This is a genomic window from Eudoraea sp., assembly GCF_039969275.1.
In the GTDB taxonomy this organism is placed as follows: Bacteria; Bacteroidota; Bacteroidia; order Flavobacteriales; family Flavobacteriaceae; genus Eudoraea.
On record NZ_JBDVOC010000014.1, the window covers coordinates 390850 to 407777 of the forward strand.

Sequence of the window (16928 nt, forward strand, 5' to 3'; positions counted from 1 at the left end):
TAAAACTTCCCAATAAATGAAAAACTTCCCAAATGCCCTTGTCATTATGATTGGGTTTATTCTATTTGCTGCGATATTAACCTATATCATTCCCCAGGGGGAATACCAGAGGGTAATCAATCCGGATACCAATCAGCTCAGTGTTGTAAACAATTCCTACCAGGAGATAGATGCGCCATCTGTATCTGTATGGGATACTTTCATGTCCATTCCGGAAGGGTTTATTGCCAGGGCAGATTTAATTGCACTTATACTTTTAATTGGTGGTAGTTTTTATGTTATAGAAAGAACCGGAGCTTTAAAAGACGGCATTGAATTTTTAACGATGCTTTTGCAAGGAAAGGAAGAAATAGCTTTAATTGTGGTCTCCCTGGCTTTTCTTACCGGGGGTGCATTAAGCGGATTACAGGAAGAAATTATTGCTATGACTCCTGTGCTTTTGTATTTATCATCCAGACTGGGTTACAATTCTTTTGTGGCAGTTGCTATAAGTTATGGTTCTGCAATATTGGGAGCGGCTTTTAGTCCTATTAACCCCTTTGCCGTAGTTATCGCGCAAAAAGAAACAGGCCTGGAGTTTTTATCGGGTAGTGGTTTCCGTTTGGTTATAATGGCCATTGCATTTTGCCTATGGATGTTTATGGTGATCAGATATGCAAATAAAAACAAGGTTATTGATGAAGAAGAGCACGTTTTTGAAAAAAAGAACCTGAATCCCCGAAGTGCCATAATCCTTGGATTGGTAGCATTGGCATTTGTGATTTTAATTATAGGCATATTACAGCATAATTGGGGTTTTAATGAAATGTCTGCCGAGTTTTTTATACTTGCCTTAGTGGTGGGGTTAATTGGAAAACTTGGAGTAAATGGCACTAGTCGAGCTTATATTGAAGGCTTTAAAGCCATGATTTTTGCCTCAATGATTGTTGGCTTATCAAGCAGTATTTCTATAATCCTTGAGCGGGGGATGATTATTGATAGCATTATATACGGTCTCTTTACCCCTATGCAATATCTTCCGAAAAGCTTGTCGGCCATTTCCATGATGGTGTCTCAATCGTTACTTCATTTTGTTGTACCCAGCTACTCGGGTCAGGCAGTTTTAACGATGCCCATATTGGCCCCTTTGTCTGATCTAATAGGGATTTCCAGGCAAGTATGTGTTTTGGCTTATCAATATGGTGCCGTGATGATGGACCTTATCATCCCTACCAACGGGGGCTTAATGGCTGTTTTGGCTATAGCAGGGATCTCCTTTGATATCTGGTTTAAATTTGCTTTAAAACTTATTTCGGTAATAATGATCCTCAGTGCGATAGCCCTGGTGGTGGCCATATCAATTAACTTATAAACCAAAAACTATTGGTTCTATTCACTTTCTAACTTAGCTAAGGGTACTTCTTGCTGTTGCATTACATCTGCTACTGGCATTTGTTGTTTCCAAAGCCGGTAATAATGCCCTTGTGAGTGATAAAGAAATTTATGTGAACCTTCCTCCAATACCTTGCCTTTATTCAATACTACTATTTTATCTGCCTGTAGCACCGTACTTAACCGATGCGCAATCAGGATTATGGTTTTGTTAGCTTGTCTGAGGCCTGCGATAGCTCTTTGTACATAGTTTTCTGAACAGCTGTCGAGAGAGGAAGTTGCCTCATCGAGCACTAAAACTTCGGGTTCTTTGTAAAGCGCCCTTGCAATAGCCATCCGCTGTTTTTGTCCGCCGGAGAGGGTTGCGCCGTTTTCACCCAGATAGGTGTTAAATCCGTTGGGGAGGTTTTCTATAAAATCAAGAATGCCAATCCTTTTACAGATAAGAATAATCCTTTCCATTTCCGGGGCAAATTCACCCACGGCAATATTGTCTATCACATTACCGGCAAACAAATCTATTTTCTGGGGAACTACAGAAACAATATCCCTTAGACTTGTATTATCTGCATATTTCAGGTCAATTTCCCCTATAGTAATGGTTCCTTTTTGAATGGGATACATGTTTTGCAACAAAGATATCAGCGTAGATTTTCCTGAGCCACTTTCTCCCACTATGGCTGTAATCTTACCCATTGGAATAATTAAATTTAATTTTTTAAAAACCTCAACCCTTGTTCCGTATCTGAAGCTTACATTTTTTAACTGTATATCTCCAAGGTTTTCCCTTTTAATATAAATCCTGTTTTCGGTTTCCTCCCTTTGCAGATCCATAATCTCGAATAAACGGTCTGCTGCAATCAGGGCATTCTGTATTTCCCTGTTGGCGCCGATAAGGCTGGCAACAGGCCCGGTAAAATAACCTACAATAGCGTAAAAAGACATCAGTTCTCCCGGGGTAATTTCTCGCTTAATAACAAAGTAGGAGCCGCTCCATAATAGTATGATGGTAAATAATTTTGAAATTGAACCGCTGCTGACTGAAGAGAAAACCGAATTTAATGCAGAATTATACCCTGTTTTCAGTAAACTTATAAACTTGGTTTCCGTCTTAATATTGGCATAACCTTCCAGCCCAAATCGCTTAATGGTTCCAACGGAATTCAGAGACTCTACCAGCTGACTTTCCAGTTCTGCGGATTTTTCCATGATCTTTCGTTCCGTTTTTCTGTTCAACCTGTTTACCGCCAAATAGACTATTGCATATATCGGAATAACCGTTAACATGATTAGCGCCAGTTTCCAGTAGAACGAAAACATGAGGCCAAAAGAAAAGAATACAATAAGCACATTTACGGTAAGATTCAATGAAACCCCATTAATAAAGGCTCTAATTTTTACAGCATCATTAATACGGGATATGATCTCTCCTACTCGCATAGTGTCAAAGAACTGTTGAGGTAGTTTAAAAAGATGTTTGTAATAACCCAGTATTAGTCGCACATCAATTTGCTGACCCGATTTTATCAAAAAAACATCCTTAAATATCCCAATTAACAGCTGAAGTATAAGCAATACCAGCATGATGACGCTCAATAAATTCAATAGCCGGGTATTCGCGCCAACAAAAACAAAATCGGTTAACTTTTGAATATAAATAGACGTAGAAAACCCCAAAAGTGTATAAACAACAGCTCCGGCAAATGCCTGCAGGAGCACCCATTTATGAGGTTTTAAGAGGAACCAGAAGCGTCTGTAAACGGAGACTTTTTCATTGCCTTTTACAAAATTTTCTTCAGGCTGTAGTAACAACAAAACCCCTGTCCACTCCTTTCGAAACTCGTCATGAGTCTTTTTCTGGAGCTTACCATAGGAAGGATCCATGATGGTAATATGCTTTTTAGACCCCTCATAGATTACCACATAATGATGCAATACTTCTTTCACTATAACATGTGCTATGGCCGGCTTAGGTATTTTAAAAAGGCTTTCAAAATCTCCCCTCACTCCTTTAGCTTCAAATCCAAGTTTTTGGGCGGCTTCCAAAAGGCCAAGAACATTAGTGCCTTTTTTATCGGTACCCGCATATTGCCTGATCCTGGCTATTGGAATCTGCAGTTGGTAATGTGCGGCAACGGAGGCCAGGCAGGCTGCACCGCAATCTGTAATATCGTGTTGTTTTATTGTTCTCCTGGCCATAAGCGGGAATCGTTATGGGAATAAGGTAGCGTGGCTGGCTGCAGAAGGGTTGCAAATTGCATTTTAAATAAAACAAAAAACGCCCCATTTAAGGAGGCGTTTTCTTATTAATACGCTGCTAATATTTTAATATAAATAACAATGCCTAAAATGATAAGAAGCTGCGTTTTTTAGAACATTCAGTAATTTTGCGCCTAATTCGTGTCCATTGTTATATTCTTTTTCTGTGCCTCCATAAATTTTTTGAAGATCCTTTGTTTTTAATTCTATTATCGTCATTATTTCTATATGTTAATATTAAGTAAGCATTAATTAATAAATCCTTCAGTAAGCAAGGTGATGATTCATTTATGCTAATATCATAGTATCCACTCTATAAACTTCGCATTTAACTCTCATTTTATTACAAAACTGATATAGCGGGCAAAATATTATTAATGCCGTGAAATAGGCAAGAATAAATAAAGCCGTATTTAATTCTAATATAACCGTTTATTGTACCACCAAGTAATTGAGGAAAAGTAAGTAACGGGAAAAGCAGGAATTTGTTGAACGTTAATTCAAGAAGATTTAAATGAAGTAAAGCAAAGAAGATAATAGAACAATAATAAATCCATCTAAAATTTACATTCCAAAATTTTAAAAAATAGTTTAAATATTTATTTGCAAAAAAATAGGTGATTAACGCAAAAAGAATTGATATTAGAATTCTTACTAATAAATGATCTTCAATATTTAGGTGACCAATCCCATAAACCAATTTAGAGGTAAGCACATAAGTAAGAAGTAAAACAGAAATTGTAATGTACCATGGTTTAAAAACAAGTGACAATCTAAATATTGCTTCCTCCAGAATAGGTCCTAATAGTAAAGCATATAATAAAAAACTTAGAGGTGACATCTTATTTCTTATTTCTACAACCGGAGCTGGTTCGAAATCGAGAAACAGGATCATTACTATAATCCATAGAGATAAAAAAAATAATTTAATTAAATAAAATGTGAGAACAGATTTAAGGTTCTTTTTGATATCATAAGATCTGCTCAATTTGTTATCAGGATTCTTTACAAAATTGACTATTGCCTTAATTTTTTGGACAATTACTTCTTTGACGGAGTTTTTACTTTTATTCTTCATAGAGAAAGGATAAATACTAAATTTAATTATTTGACATTAGGATTTACACCTTGCCTTTCATATTTGGATTTATTCTTAAATCAGGTAATTAACCTTATTTCTAAAAAATTCTTTTAATGAGCAAAAGGACCAGTATCAGTATGTCAAAAAAGTCACCCTAAATTTAAAGAGTGACTTTTAGATTACGCCAACTTATTAGCCGTGTATAAGCCCGGCAAACCAAGATACTATTTCGCCAAAAGTCTGCACGCCATGTCGAATATGATTACCAGCAGCATGACCAAAATTGTAGTCACTTTTGACCCCGCCATTAATTCTTATTGCTTCTTCAAATTTCATATATTCTAATCCCATTTTTTTACGTTTTTATAGTTATATATGTCAAATTATTTAATGTCGTTCAACTCCATTAATCCCATCCCAAAACCCATGGGCAAAATCAAGGCCTCTCCCGGCCATATCGCCAGCCATAAAAGCTGCTATTTCATACCAGGCCGCCTTATAACCGCCCACTATATTTTTCAATTCATTTTTATCTAAATATTTCATGCTCTTTATGCTTTTATAACTTATATAAATTCCGTTCCATTTTTAAATCCTGCCCAAAAGGCACTAGCAGATTTGCCCACCGCTATGGCGACGTTTATTATAAACCTGGGTGGTGCACCAAATAGTACTCCTCCTTGTGTATTTCTCAATTCGTATAAAGTCAATTCTTCCATTTTTTTAATTTTTAATTACACATTTAGCTATAAACCCTCCATTGCGCACCTGGATGATCTGATCCATGCTAAGATCATGATATTCACCGCATAACACCTGCATCCAGATTTAAAATTATTGGTGAGCGATAGAATTATTGGTCGGGTTTAACCAATCGTCCATTTTATCGTAGAGCAATTCAAACAACGTTCGTCTGCTCAACTTAAAATTTGCGTTCAGTGTCATCCCTTTTTTTAGGTTTCCCTTAAATCCGTTTTTTAGCAGAAGGTATTTCTGGTCCAGACTACAGCGCACCTTAAAGATAGATTTGTCTTCCAGAAATTCTACGTCTTTTCCTATCTCAATCACCCGCCCAGACGCAAGGCCCCATTGGTTATAGTTGTAAGCGTCTATTTGAAAGTTAGCTGGGTCCTGTTCCCCGATAAGACCAATTTCAGCCGGACTTATATAGCACTCCACCAATAGATCTGTGTCAGGGGAAATTTGAGCCAGTACCGTACCCGCAGTAATAAAACTTCCGGCCTCCAGCTGATTTAAACTAAACAAGGTTCCCCTCACTGGGGCCGTGATTACGAACCTGCTTTTACTTTCCATAAGCTGTTCTTTGCTTGAAAGCAACTCTTTTAGGGTGTTGTTGTACTGCGACAGATCTGCCTGCCAGGAATTTTGTTGCTGTTTTCTGTGTTGTACTATTTCGGATAATGACAGATCAAATTCAAATTTGTAATTATCGTAATCTGCCCTGGCAATAACCCCTTTTTCATATAAAAGTTTATAGCGCTCAAAGTCGCGTTTTATCTTTTGCACCCTAATTTGAAGTTCGTTGAGTTTTTGATTGTATTGCAGGTAATCCTTTTGATATCCTGGTGAAGAGAGTTCAGAAAGCCGCACCCTTTTTTGATTTAAAAGCAGGGTTAGATCATTGATATAGGAAAGGGTTTCGCGGGTTTGAAAAGCTGAAAGGTTTAGCTTCTGGTCTATTCCCTTGTCGTTTAAGATTAATAGCGTATCTCCTTTTGCTACTTTCTTATTATTGGCAAGATTACTAAAAAGAACCTGGCCGGAACTAATGAGGCTAATGTGTACCCGTTCTTTATTGGGTTTAATAATGCCCCTGGCTGTTGAAACCACATCTACTCTTAAAAAGGGCAGCGACATAAAAACACCTATTAGCATAAGCAGAATGATAAGGTATATGCTTTTACTTTTGTTACTGTGCTTAAACTGGTGTACCTCAGCGGTACTTTCCAGGATTTCTTTAGGAAAAACCTGTTTCATAATTCTATAATGCTAAAATTGATTCCTTTTTCTTGAATACCGTTGGTTTAACAATATATGGGCACCAACTGCAAAGGGGCTGCAAAAAGGCAAGAAGTTCTAAGCCGGGTTACTGACCATACTATCCATTTAATTATATTGGCGCAATAACATTAACTTTAAGAGTTTGAATACCTCAATAGACAAAATAAAATTGAAAAAAGTCTTAGCTCTTTGAATCTTGTGACAAGCGATATTAAATATTAAGATATAACGAGTTGTTCGTCATTCAATTTTCAATTTAACTAATAAATTAATATTTATATTTAAGAAATAATGTACCTATATTAAATGTCACAATCTCGCCAACTTGCCGCAATTATGTTCACCGACATCGTAGGTTTCACGGCTTTGATGGGTAGTGATGAAAAAAAGACCTTCGAAATATTACAAAAGAACAGGCAAATCCATAAACCCATCATCAAGGAATACAATGGCCGATGGATCAAAGAATTGGGTGATGGGGTGATGGCCACCTTTAATAATGTATCGGATGCGGTCAGTGCTGCGATCAAAATAATGGAAGTTTGCAATACTACAAATGAATTTCAACTTTGCATTGGTATTCATCTGGGAGAAGTGGTCTTTGAGAATGGTGATGTATTCGGCAATGATGTCAATATCGCAGCACGAATTCAATCTTCAGCTGCTCCGGGATCTATTTTTATCTCAGAGACTGTTCATAACAATCTTGCAAACAAACAGGATGTAAAGACTCATTTTGTAAAGGAGGAGCATCTCAAGAATGTCAGCCGACCTGTACGATTGTATCAGGTATTGATGGAGGGGAGTGAGATTGTCGCACATGTTACATCAGCTGCTCCAACAGTGGATAACAGTATAGCGGTTTTGCCTTTTGTCAACATGAGTAATGACCCCGAACAGGAATATTTCTGCGATGGAATATCTGAGGAGATAATTAATACACTAGCTCAATTAAACAATCTACGCGTTATTGCAAGGACATCTGTATTTTCATTCAAAGGAAAAAACCTCGATGTTCGTGAAATTGGAAAAACTCTAGATGTTCTGACTCTTCTAGAGGGCAGTGTACGCAAATCAGGTAAGCAGTTGCGAATTACCACACAGCTAGTGAGAGTTTCTGATGGTTCTCAATTATGGACGAACCGTTATAATCGTGAGCTTGAAGATATATTTTCAATCCAGGAAGATATTGCAACAAATGTTGCTACTGAATTAAAGGGCTTCTTAACCAGGAATGAAAAAGAGGTTATCCGGCCTCAGAAAACAGTTATTGAAGCCTATGAATATTTTCTCAAAGGACGTGAATTACTTCACCAATTAGATTTGGGGGAATCAAAAAAAATGTTTGAAAAAGCGATTGAAATTGATCATAGTTATGCTCCTGCATATGCTGGTCTTTCAAATGTGCATTCCTATATTTATCAATGGTATGGAGGAAATAATGCAGATTTGGTGACAGCCCAAAGTCATGGTGTAAAAGCACTTTCTTTATCTCCAAACATGGCCGAAAGTCATTCGTCATATGGTTTTGTTCTCTTACTACATAAAAGATATGATGAAGCTGAAAAGGAATTTGTTGAAGCTATAAGATTAAACCCTAACTCATTTGATGCATATTATCGATATGGAAGGTTGTGCTTTGCTCGTGGTAAGATTGAAAAATCAGCTAAAATGTTTCTTAAAGCATCGGAAGTTAGCCTGGAAGATTTTCAAAGTTTACTCCTTCTTGCTCAGTCATTAAAAATACTTGGAGACAATCAAGAACATGACGCAAGGAGAGAAGGTCTCAAAAGAGTCAGGAAACAATTAGAACTTAATCCAACAGATAGAAGAGCACTTTCTTTGGGATCTGTTTCGCTTTTTGAAAGTGGAGAAAAGGAGGAAGCTTTAAAATGGATAAACAAGGCTTTAGAGTTGTACCCAGAAGATGGTGGAGTTTTATTTAACGGAATATGTCTTTTTGCAAAAGATGGCAATAAGGATAAAGCGATGAGCTTGCTGGAAATTACTATAGAAAAAGGATATGGGAACAAAGAATGGATTGAGCATGATCCAGATTATGATTCTCTTCGGAATGAGCCACGCTTCAAAACATTGATAAAAAAACTTAAATAAGTGAATTCAATAAAGCTTAATAATCCAGATAGAAATACGATCGCCCAACAATGTGTAAAACGTCAATCGACCGGATTCCTCGGCTGCTGCCTTTACACGAGACGTATTGAGGCATTAGATTTAATAACGTAACTTTAATAGCACCATAATTAATTGCTAAACACCCGCCATGAGAAAACTTCAGCTACTGATCCTTCTTACTTTCGTTACCAGCGAGATTATAGCCCAACAGGAAAACTATACCGTCAAAAAATTAAAAATTACAATTCTCAGCACAATGTTGAGCGATTGGGGTATAGGTGAATGGGGCTTTTCTGCTTTGGTGGAAGCAGATTCAGTACGAATACTCTTTGATGCCGGTTCCCGGGAAAGAACTGTATTGGAAAATAGTAAAGAACTAGGCATTGACCTCTCTTCGGTACCTACGCTTGTTCTTAGCCATAACCACCAAGATCATACAGGTGGCTGGCTTCCGCTACGTAATGCTGTGAAAGCCAAAAATCCGAGTGCTTTATCGCTTACGCATGCTGGAAGAGGGTTGTTTGATACCCGCATTTCTTCCAGGGGCGAGGAAAACAGTTATCGTAAAAAAGATTCACTCCTTTATACCGAGGCAGGGGGCCATGTTAAGGTTCATGACAACTTTATTGAAATTCATCCCGGAGTTTTTCTTACTGGCCCTGTGCCCAGACCATACCCGGAAAAAAATTATACAATTGGGGGTAACATCAGGAAGAAGAAAGATGCAATGGGGAATATAGTTGATGACATTGTTCCGGAAGACATGTCGCTTGTTGTGCGTACGGAAAATGGGCTGGTGCTCCTTGCAGGATGCGGACACTCAGGACTCATCAATACGATCTCTCATATTCAAAATAATTTACAACAGCAGCCTGTAATAGCGGCAATTGGTGGTTTCCATTTGTTGGAAAACACCGATGAGCAAATCAAGTGGACAGCTGAGCACTTGAAAAAAGTTGGTCTCAGCTATTTTATGGGTGCACACTGTACCGGCATAGAACCGGTGTACCAGATAAGGGAATTGTTGGATCTAAAGCGGGGCGAATCTATTGTCGGTTCCGTGGGTGCAACGTTTGAACTTGAAAAGGGTTTTACCGCTGGTCCATTGTCTAAATAGACCAGTCAATTTCTCCTCAATATCACGAACGCTCAGCAATACTAAAATTCATGAAGCCTCTGGTGTGACGAAATCATAGAAGATCTGTTAAAAGCTCAAATAAACAATTCCCTCTTATACTATTAACATAAGTGTAAATAACAGGTGATGGGAATAATGCTCTTTATCCCCTATATTTGAGATATAAAGCGAATAAATCGCTTTACTCAATTGTTGTGCATAGATTAATCTCAATCATGAATTCACGTATAAAACAACTGATTTTAATAACATTAATTTCACTAATAGGAATCGCATCTTATGGGCAAGAATTAACGAATGAAATTGCATGGAGTATAAAGAATGGCCGAACTGAAAATTTGAACCATTTAATTACTGCAGACCACATAAATGAATGTGTGGGAGTAGCAGACAGCAAAAAATATAATTATTTAGCAATAAGCATCAAGTTAAAATCGATGAAATCCTTACGCTATTTTGTTGAAAACGGCGCCGATATAGAGGGCGTTTGCGCAGATAAAACACCTTTGATGTATGCGGCCAAATACGGACAATTGGAAATGGTCCGATATCTGGTACAAAAGGGCGCTGATCTTAATGCGACTTACAAAGGCAAAACCACATTAAGTTTCGCAAGGCAATTTCATCAGCATAACATCATAAAGTACCTAATAGAACATAAAAAGACATTAAAAAAGATGCAGAGCGACGACTACTATGAAAAACCCCAGTCTAGTTCTTGATAGTTCAAACAACGATTAGTATTACGCTCAAAATAAAGGAATTGCTTCCGCTATCCATAGATAAAAGGGAATAGCGGCTTAACACAATACCTGGGGTGCAGGCAGAAAATAAAACTCAGTAAAAATGCTATATTTCTGGAATGAATAAGCACTGTAACATCATTATTGCCGGAGCGGGCGGAATCGCAGAAGCAGCCGGTCTGCTCCTGATGGAATGGAGTGCAGTGCCGCCTACTATTTTTATAGGAAATCGAACACTTTCAAAAGCACAAAAGGTGGCCCGATGGATAGAAGAGGGTACAATTAAACCCTGTTCCGTTACGGCATTTCATCTTCCCGAGGAAGGCCTTACAGAGGAAATGAAAGAAATCCTGGGGCAGGGTAATGTACTCCTCGATTGCCTCCCTGGTTACCTGGCGCCGAAAATAGCCCGGCTGGCCAAAGACTTTCACCTGCATTATGCAAACATGACCGAGTATGTTGCAGAAACCACCGAAATAATGGTATTGGCAAAGGATGCCACAACGGGTTTCGTTCTTCAAACCGGTCTTGCTCCAGGCTACATCAATATCCTGGCCAACCAACTTTTGCAACGGTTTTGCAGCGATTTTGAAGTAGACAAGGTGGACAAGCTGGAGTTTAAAGTAGGTGCCCTGACCGACCATGCTGTTTCCCCACATTATTATGGATTCACCTGGAGTCCGGTCGGTGTGGCTACCGAATACTTAAAAGATACTTTGGTGCTTCGAGATTTTAAGAAAACAAGACTTCCTGCACTGTCAGAAAGAGCCAGCATAGTTATAGAAGGCATTACCTATGAAGAGGGCCTGACTTCCGGAGGTGCCGCTGACCTACCTGATGCATTAGCTGGAAAGGTGAGATCGCTCGACTACAAGACATTACGATATCCCGGACATTATGCATGGGTTGAAGAACAACTTGCCGGTTTCGGAAATACTCGTGAAGCTATAGCTGCCTTACAACAAAAAATGGAGGCGATGATACCACACAACGAAGATGACCGGATCATTTTGTATGCAGCTGTGGAGGGTAAGGATACACGTGGTACTTTGCGCAGACGAGAGGTTACCAAACTTATATTCCCGCAAACCGTAGGGAGGCATCAACTGCGGGCTATCCAATTAACCACGGCAGTGTGCCTGTTACAGTCGGCACAACTGTTGGTTGAATTCCCTTGCAGTGGTGTTGTCCTGCAAAGCCAAATAGATCCTAAGCGATTTTTAAACGGGAATTTTATTGTCCCCGTCTATGGAAAAGTGTAATTGACTCAATAAAAGCTTACTTGATTGAACTGATGAAAATACCGGGCTGTTGTCAAAGTGCAAATAAACGTAGTTACATTATGAGATAAAAAGCATAGAAATGTACTATTATCCAGAACCATTTTCCGGATATAAGTATATTTAGTGTTGATATAACGAGTTGGCTTTAATTTTGACCGCCTATTTTTTAATATTCAAATGCATACATATTTGTATACTTTGTATTTCTAAAGAATACATATAAGTATTCTTATTGTTTATTTTTTATATATATTTGTATACTTTTAATGAGTTTAGTGATTCATATATGTATATTTTAGAAAGATGAGAAACAAAAAACAACTTCTAATTGAACAACTGGACCAGAAATTAGTGAAGTTTCAAGATTCAGCAATGGTCCTGGTCCCAACAAAGGGATGGATAAACACTATTCGGACCACACTAAATATGACTCGGGACCAATTGGGTGCCAAACTTGGAATGACTAAAGGAGCAATACAAAAGATTGAAGAAAGAGAGGCTTCCGGTCAAATAACAATTAATAAATTAAAAGATGTAGGCCAGGGCCTAAATATGAAATTTGTGTATGGATTTGTTCCAAATGATGGGTCCATTGAAAATTTAATTAGCCTAAAATCGGAAAAATTAGCCCGAAAAATAGTTTTGAGGACCAATCAAAATATGAAGCTGGAGGACCAGGGAATTGGAGATGAAAAGATCGATAAAACAATAAAAGACCTTGCAAATGAAATAAAAAGAGAGGTAAGAAAATCTTTATGGGATTAGAGTTAAAATATGATGAGGGACAAACTCCTTTAGACAAAGAAGAAAAGGAAGATCTGAAAATAAAATCGATAACAACCCAGGAAGAGTTGGATGAATTTGAACAGTTGAACATTGAAAAGGCTGTAGAATCGACTATTCATGCAAATTTAAGAGCTGAGAAAATATTGACTGAAAAGTTTATTAAGGACTTACATAAAAAAATGTATGGCGATGTGTGGAAGTGGGCAGGAGAATTCCGTAAATCTGAAAAAAACATTGGTATTACATGGACCCGAATCGGAATTGAATTAAAAAATTTGCTGGATGATACAAAATATTGGATTGAAAATAATACCTATTCACCAGATGAAATTGCCATTAGATTCAAACATCGACTAGTATCAATTCATTGTTTTCCGAATGGTAACGGAAGACATTCAAGAATGATGGCCGATATAATTATGGAGTCTATATTTGACAAAGAGGTGTTTACTTGGCATCGATCAAATATGGTCAAAGCAGATAAAACAAGAAAAGAGTATATAAACACTTTGAAGGAAGCTGACAACGGAAACATTAAGCCTCTAGTAGAATTTGCAAAAAACTAAAGCCAACAACGTATATGAGCAATCACATAAGTACGGCTCATATACAAAACCGTTACCTTTAATGCGAAAAAACCAACTATGGAAAGAAAATTAATAAGTTCAGGATCATCTTTTGAATAAGAAATTGGATATTCCAGAGCAGTTGTTGATGGAGACTGGATTTTTATATCTGGAACTTTGGTTCATACAACCCTTGGACTGAAAATGAATAGTGAAAAGCCAGCACACTGGTGTATTCACAATACATAAAAATAAACTTATAAAAAATGACTAGAAAGCAAGCTGAAAAAACACTTTTAATTATTGCAGCTATTGGATTAATTCCAATCGCTTTGGGATATGGTTTTATGCCAGAAAAGACATTAACGCCTCTCTATGGATTTTCTGTTGACAACATAAATCTAAAACACATCATGAGAGCGGTAATGGGACTGTATTTTGGCCAAATTGTTATTTGGCTTCTGGGTGCTTTCAAAAATGAATTTAGAAGACCTGCAATGTACTGTTTGGTTGTATTTATGCTAGGATTGGCAACAGGTAGAGTTTTGAGCCTGGTTTTAGACGGAATCCCGCATTGGTTATTGATCGTTTACCTGATTTTGGAATTAATTATTGGATTAATTGGGTTGAAATTAATTATAAGGGGAAATAAAATCGAATAAAGCCAGGAACGTTGACAACAATTAAAAACCAAAGTACACGTGACAAAACTTTGTCTTTTTCGTCATCTTTCTGAATCAACGTATGCCGAGACCGTTAGCAAACATAAAACCTAGTAACAGTATCAGATGTAAATCGTCTTGATTGAAAAGGTTCTAAAATATGGAGGGAAAAAAATTACAAAAAATTGGTGGTGTATGTGCCATTTTTGAAGCGTTCATCTACATAACAGCTTTCATTGTTTATGGCGGTATATTGGTTTACCCAAATGAAAATTCTGGTTCGATAGAAGAATTGAATTTTCTATCCGATAATTACTTCACTTTGTCAGTATTAAATTTGTTCAGCTATGTCCTATTTGGAATTATACTGGCAGTATTAGTTCTGGCAATTCATCAGAGACTAAAAAACTATTCACCAACATTATCAAATTTAGCTTCTGTTTTTGGGATAATTTGGGTTGGACTGGTTATTGCAAGTGGAATGATATCAAACATAGGTCTAAACACCGTAATTGAAATGGGCTCTAAAGAACCTGAGAAGGCAATGTTAATATGGTCTAACGTCAGCGTCATTTCTGAGGGACTTGGTGGTGGAAACGAAATCGTTGGTGGAATTTGGGTGTTGTTGCTAAGTATTATAGCTCTTAAAGGACAGCTATTTCCTAAACCACTAATTTTTCTTGGTATTTTAGTTGGAACAGCAGGAGTTTTAACTATATATCCGATAGAGATTTTTACAGAAATATTTGGAATAAGTCAAATAATTTGGTTCTTATGGCTTGGGATATTTATGATACGTAAACCTTCAATTAGTTAAAAATCTAAAAAAAACATTTGCTAACAACTTGTATAATTAATTGTTAGGTTCAAATCTACCTGGAAAATTCACCCCTCAAAACCAGGCAGATTGGATTTTCTTTTGGTTCATTTCATTTTTGTTAAATTAGTGGCTAAACCAGGCAACTAAGCATACACCAACCGTTGTAACGCTTTAAAACCAACCCCTATGAAAAACATATTTATACTTTTAATAATAGCGAGCATTTGTTTCCAGTCCTTCGGACAAAAACCAAGGGCAAGAGATTTAGGCGTTCCTTTTTTTGGTGAACCAGGTAAATTAAATTCAATTACGGATGTCAAGGGGGTTGAAGTCGGTTATTCAACAATTATCACCGGAGAAGGTGAAAATATTATCGGAGAAGGTCCTGTTAGAACAGGAGTTACCGCAATATTTCCAAGAGGAAAAGCAAAAAAATTCAGTCCTGTTTATGCCAATTGGTATAGCTTAAATGGTAATGGTGAAATGACAGGAACAACCTGGATTACGGAATCAGGCTTTCTGGAAACCCCCATTATGATAACAAATACAAATAGTGTTGGGGTTGTTAGAGACGCAGTGTTAAAATGGTACGTAGATACAGATTGGTATAAAGGAGAAGATTGGTGGTATACCTATCCTGTGGTAGCGGAAACTTATGACGGGTTCCTAAACGACATTTATGGTTTTCATGTCAAAGAAGAACATGTTTTGGAGGCTATCAATAATGCTTCGAGTGGGGAAATTATAGAAGGAAATGTAGGCGGTGGAACAGGAATGATGTGCTTGGGCTTTAAAGGAGGAACCGGGACAGCTTCACGGCAATTTAAAATTGCAGATTCAACCTATACTTTAGGCGCCTTAGTTCAGGCAAATTTTGGGGCCAAATTCAATCTTACCATTTCTGGGGTGCCAGTTGGACGTGAATTGAAAGATACATTGAATTACGAAATGAGAAAACCACCAAAATCTACAAGAAAGGAAGGTGATGGATCTATCATTGTTGTAATCGCTACAGACGCTCCGCTGCTTCCACATCAACTAAAGAGGATTGCCCAAAGGATCCCTATTGGAATAGGAAATGTAGGCGGCCGGGGTTCTAATGGTTCGGGAGATATCTTTATTGCTTTCTCAACTGCCAATGAAAATGCTTTTAACAGAAAAGAAATTGTGGGCATTGAGAGTTTGCCAAATGATCAAATGAATTGGTTTTTTCAAAGTACTGCGGAGGCAGTAGAGGAAGCAATCATAAATGCCATGATCGCAGCAGAAGATATGGAAGGCATTAATGGAAATAAGGCATATGCAATTCCTCATGATCTGCTTATTCAAACTTTAAAAAAATACAATCGTATAGAAGAATAACAGAGTTCAACTATTCATATAGCCCATATCCTTCCGGGACGGCTGATATACAAGATCGTCGTGGGCAATTAGATTGGACTACAATATTCCCTTGATATAGAAATGCAAATTATATCCATAAGAGAAAAACCTGGTTATAAAGACATAGCCATTACATATTTTCAGCAGAACTGGAAAAGCGTGTGGCCCATAATATATGAGGACACCATTAATCATTGTATTGGTGCTAAGAATGATTTGCCTCAATGGTATTTATTGGCAGTTGAGAATGAGATAATTGGTTGCGCCGGACTAATAACCAATGACTTTATTAGCAGAGGAGATTTGTATCCCTGGGTTTGTGCACTATTTATTGACGAAAAAGAGAGAGGCAATGCCTATGGTTCGCTATTATTGAACAAAGCAAAAAGTGATGCCAAAAAATCAGGATATGACAACTTGTATTTGTGTACCGAGCATATTGGCTACTATGAAAAATATGGTTTCGAATATATCGGACAGGGCTATCACCCCTGGAAAGCGGAATCAAGGATTTACGAAATTGGATTGGAATAAAGAACAGCTCACAACAATGCCTATAATTCATCCCTTCACCCAATTCCGCTTATAAAAAATTCCTACATTAGAGTTTATAAATCAAACGGCTGGATTTCGGCGGAATAATCTTGAGGATGATACCACAGCGAAATCATAGCCGAA

At 37.5% G+C, this 16928-nt stretch carries 17 protein-coding genes; 11 read left to right on the forward strand and 6 right to left on the reverse strand.

Annotated elements, in window-relative coordinates:
• Positions 1–16: 16 nt before the first annotated feature.
• Entirely contained in the window at positions 17–1351 is a 1335-nt protein-coding gene (locus ABJH90_RS13900; RefSeq protein WP_348141076.1) for a Na+/H+ antiporter NhaC family protein, read from the forward strand.
• A 17-nt stretch (positions 1352–1368) separates the two neighbouring features.
• Here ABJH90_RS13900 and ABJH90_RS13905 read toward each other — a convergent pair whose 3' ends face one another.
• The 6 genes from ABJH90_RS13905 to ABJH90_RS13930 all read right to left on the reverse strand — a co-directional run bounded on the left by ABJH90_RS13905 (position 1369) and on the right by ABJH90_RS13930 (position 6709).
• The gene (locus ABJH90_RS13905) at positions 1369–3570 is read right to left on the reverse strand and encodes a peptidase domain-containing ABC transporter (RefSeq protein WP_348141074.1); all 2202 of its coding nucleotides are present in this window, start codon (positions 3568–3570) and stop codon (positions 1369–1371) included.
• Between the two features lie 403 nt (positions 3571–3973).
• Positions 3974–4708 (reverse strand): hypothetical protein, encoded by a 735-nt coding sequence (locus tag ABJH90_RS13910; protein ID WP_348141072.1) that lies wholly within the window; start codon positions 4706–4708, stop codon positions 3974–3976.
• Between the two features lie 195 nt (positions 4709–4903).
• Complete coding sequence (locus ABJH90_RS13915; RefSeq protein WP_348141070.1) at positions 4904–5062, reverse strand: hypothetical protein; 159 nt, start codon at positions 5060–5062, stop codon at positions 4904–4906.
• 36 nt (positions 5063–5098) lie between these two features.
• Entirely contained in the window at positions 5099–5257 is a 159-nt protein-coding gene (locus ABJH90_RS13920; protein ID WP_348141069.1) for a bacteriocin, read from the reverse strand.
• Between the two features lie 20 nt (positions 5258–5277).
• A complete protein-coding gene (locus ABJH90_RS13925) occupies positions 5278–5430 on the reverse strand; it encodes a hypothetical protein (protein ID WP_348141067.1) in 153 nt (50 codons plus the stop codon).
• Positions 5431–5545: 115 nt separating this feature from the next.
• Positions 5546–6709 carry an HlyD family efflux transporter periplasmic adaptor subunit gene (locus tag ABJH90_RS13930; protein ID WP_348141066.1) on the reverse strand — a complete coding sequence of 388 codons (1164 nt, stop codon included), beginning with the start codon at positions 6707–6709 and terminating at the stop codon, positions 5546–5548.
• 330 nt (positions 6710–7039) lie between these two features.
• On the opposite strand from ABJH90_RS13930, the gene ABJH90_RS13935 reads away from it, so the two are divergent.
• From ABJH90_RS13935 to ABJH90_RS13980, 10 genes are all read left to right on the forward strand, one after another.
• Positions 7040–8848: an adenylate/guanylate cyclase domain-containing protein gene (locus ABJH90_RS13935; protein WP_348141064.1), complete on the forward strand. Its 1809-nt coding sequence runs from the start codon at positions 7040–7042 to the stop codon at positions 8846–8848.
• Between the two features lie 169 nt (positions 8849–9017).
• A complete protein-coding gene (locus ABJH90_RS13940) occupies positions 9018–9986 on the forward strand; it encodes an MBL fold metallo-hydrolase (RefSeq protein WP_348141062.1) in 969 nt (322 codons plus the stop codon).
• Positions 9987–10222: 236 nt separating this feature from the next.
• The gene (locus ABJH90_RS13945) at positions 10223–10729 is read left to right on the forward strand and encodes an ankyrin repeat domain-containing protein (protein WP_348141061.1); all 507 of its coding nucleotides are present in this window, start codon (positions 10223–10225) and stop codon (positions 10727–10729) included.
• 140 nt (positions 10730–10869) lie between these two features.
• A complete protein-coding gene (locus tag ABJH90_RS13950; protein WP_348141059.1) occupies positions 10870–12012 on the forward strand; it encodes a saccharopine dehydrogenase C-terminal domain-containing protein in 1143 nt (380 codons plus the stop codon).
• A gap of 324 nt (positions 12013–12336) precedes the next feature.
• Entirely contained in the window at positions 12337–12798 is a 462-nt protein-coding gene (locus ABJH90_RS13955; RefSeq protein WP_348141057.1) for a mobile mystery protein A, read from the forward strand.
• Positions 12789–13385 carry a mobile mystery protein B gene (locus ABJH90_RS13960; RefSeq protein WP_348141056.1) on the forward strand — a complete coding sequence of 199 codons (597 nt, stop codon included), beginning with the start codon at positions 12789–12791 and terminating at the stop codon, positions 13383–13385. Before ABJH90_RS13955 ends, ABJH90_RS13960 begins: the two co-directional genes overlap by 10 nt.
• Positions 13386–13651: 266 nt before the next feature.
• Positions 13652–14047, forward strand: coding sequence for a DUF4345 domain-containing protein (locus ABJH90_RS13965; protein WP_348141054.1), 396 nt, complete (start codon positions 13652–13654; stop codon positions 14045–14047).
• A gap of 160 nt (positions 14048–14207) precedes the next feature.
• Positions 14208–14864 (forward strand): DUF4386 family protein, encoded by a 657-nt coding sequence (locus tag ABJH90_RS13970; RefSeq protein WP_348141052.1) that lies wholly within the window; start codon positions 14208–14210, stop codon positions 14862–14864.
• Between the two features lie 189 nt (positions 14865–15053).
• Positions 15054–16229: a P1 family peptidase gene (locus ABJH90_RS13975; RefSeq protein ID WP_348141050.1), complete on the forward strand. Its 1176-nt coding sequence runs from the start codon at positions 15054–15056 to the stop codon at positions 16227–16229.
• A 102-nt stretch (positions 16230–16331) separates the two neighbouring features.
• Positions 16332–16784, forward strand: coding sequence for a GNAT family N-acetyltransferase (locus ABJH90_RS13980; RefSeq protein WP_348141049.1), 453 nt, complete (start codon positions 16332–16334; stop codon positions 16782–16784).
• Positions 16785–16928 lie beyond the last annotated feature (144 nt).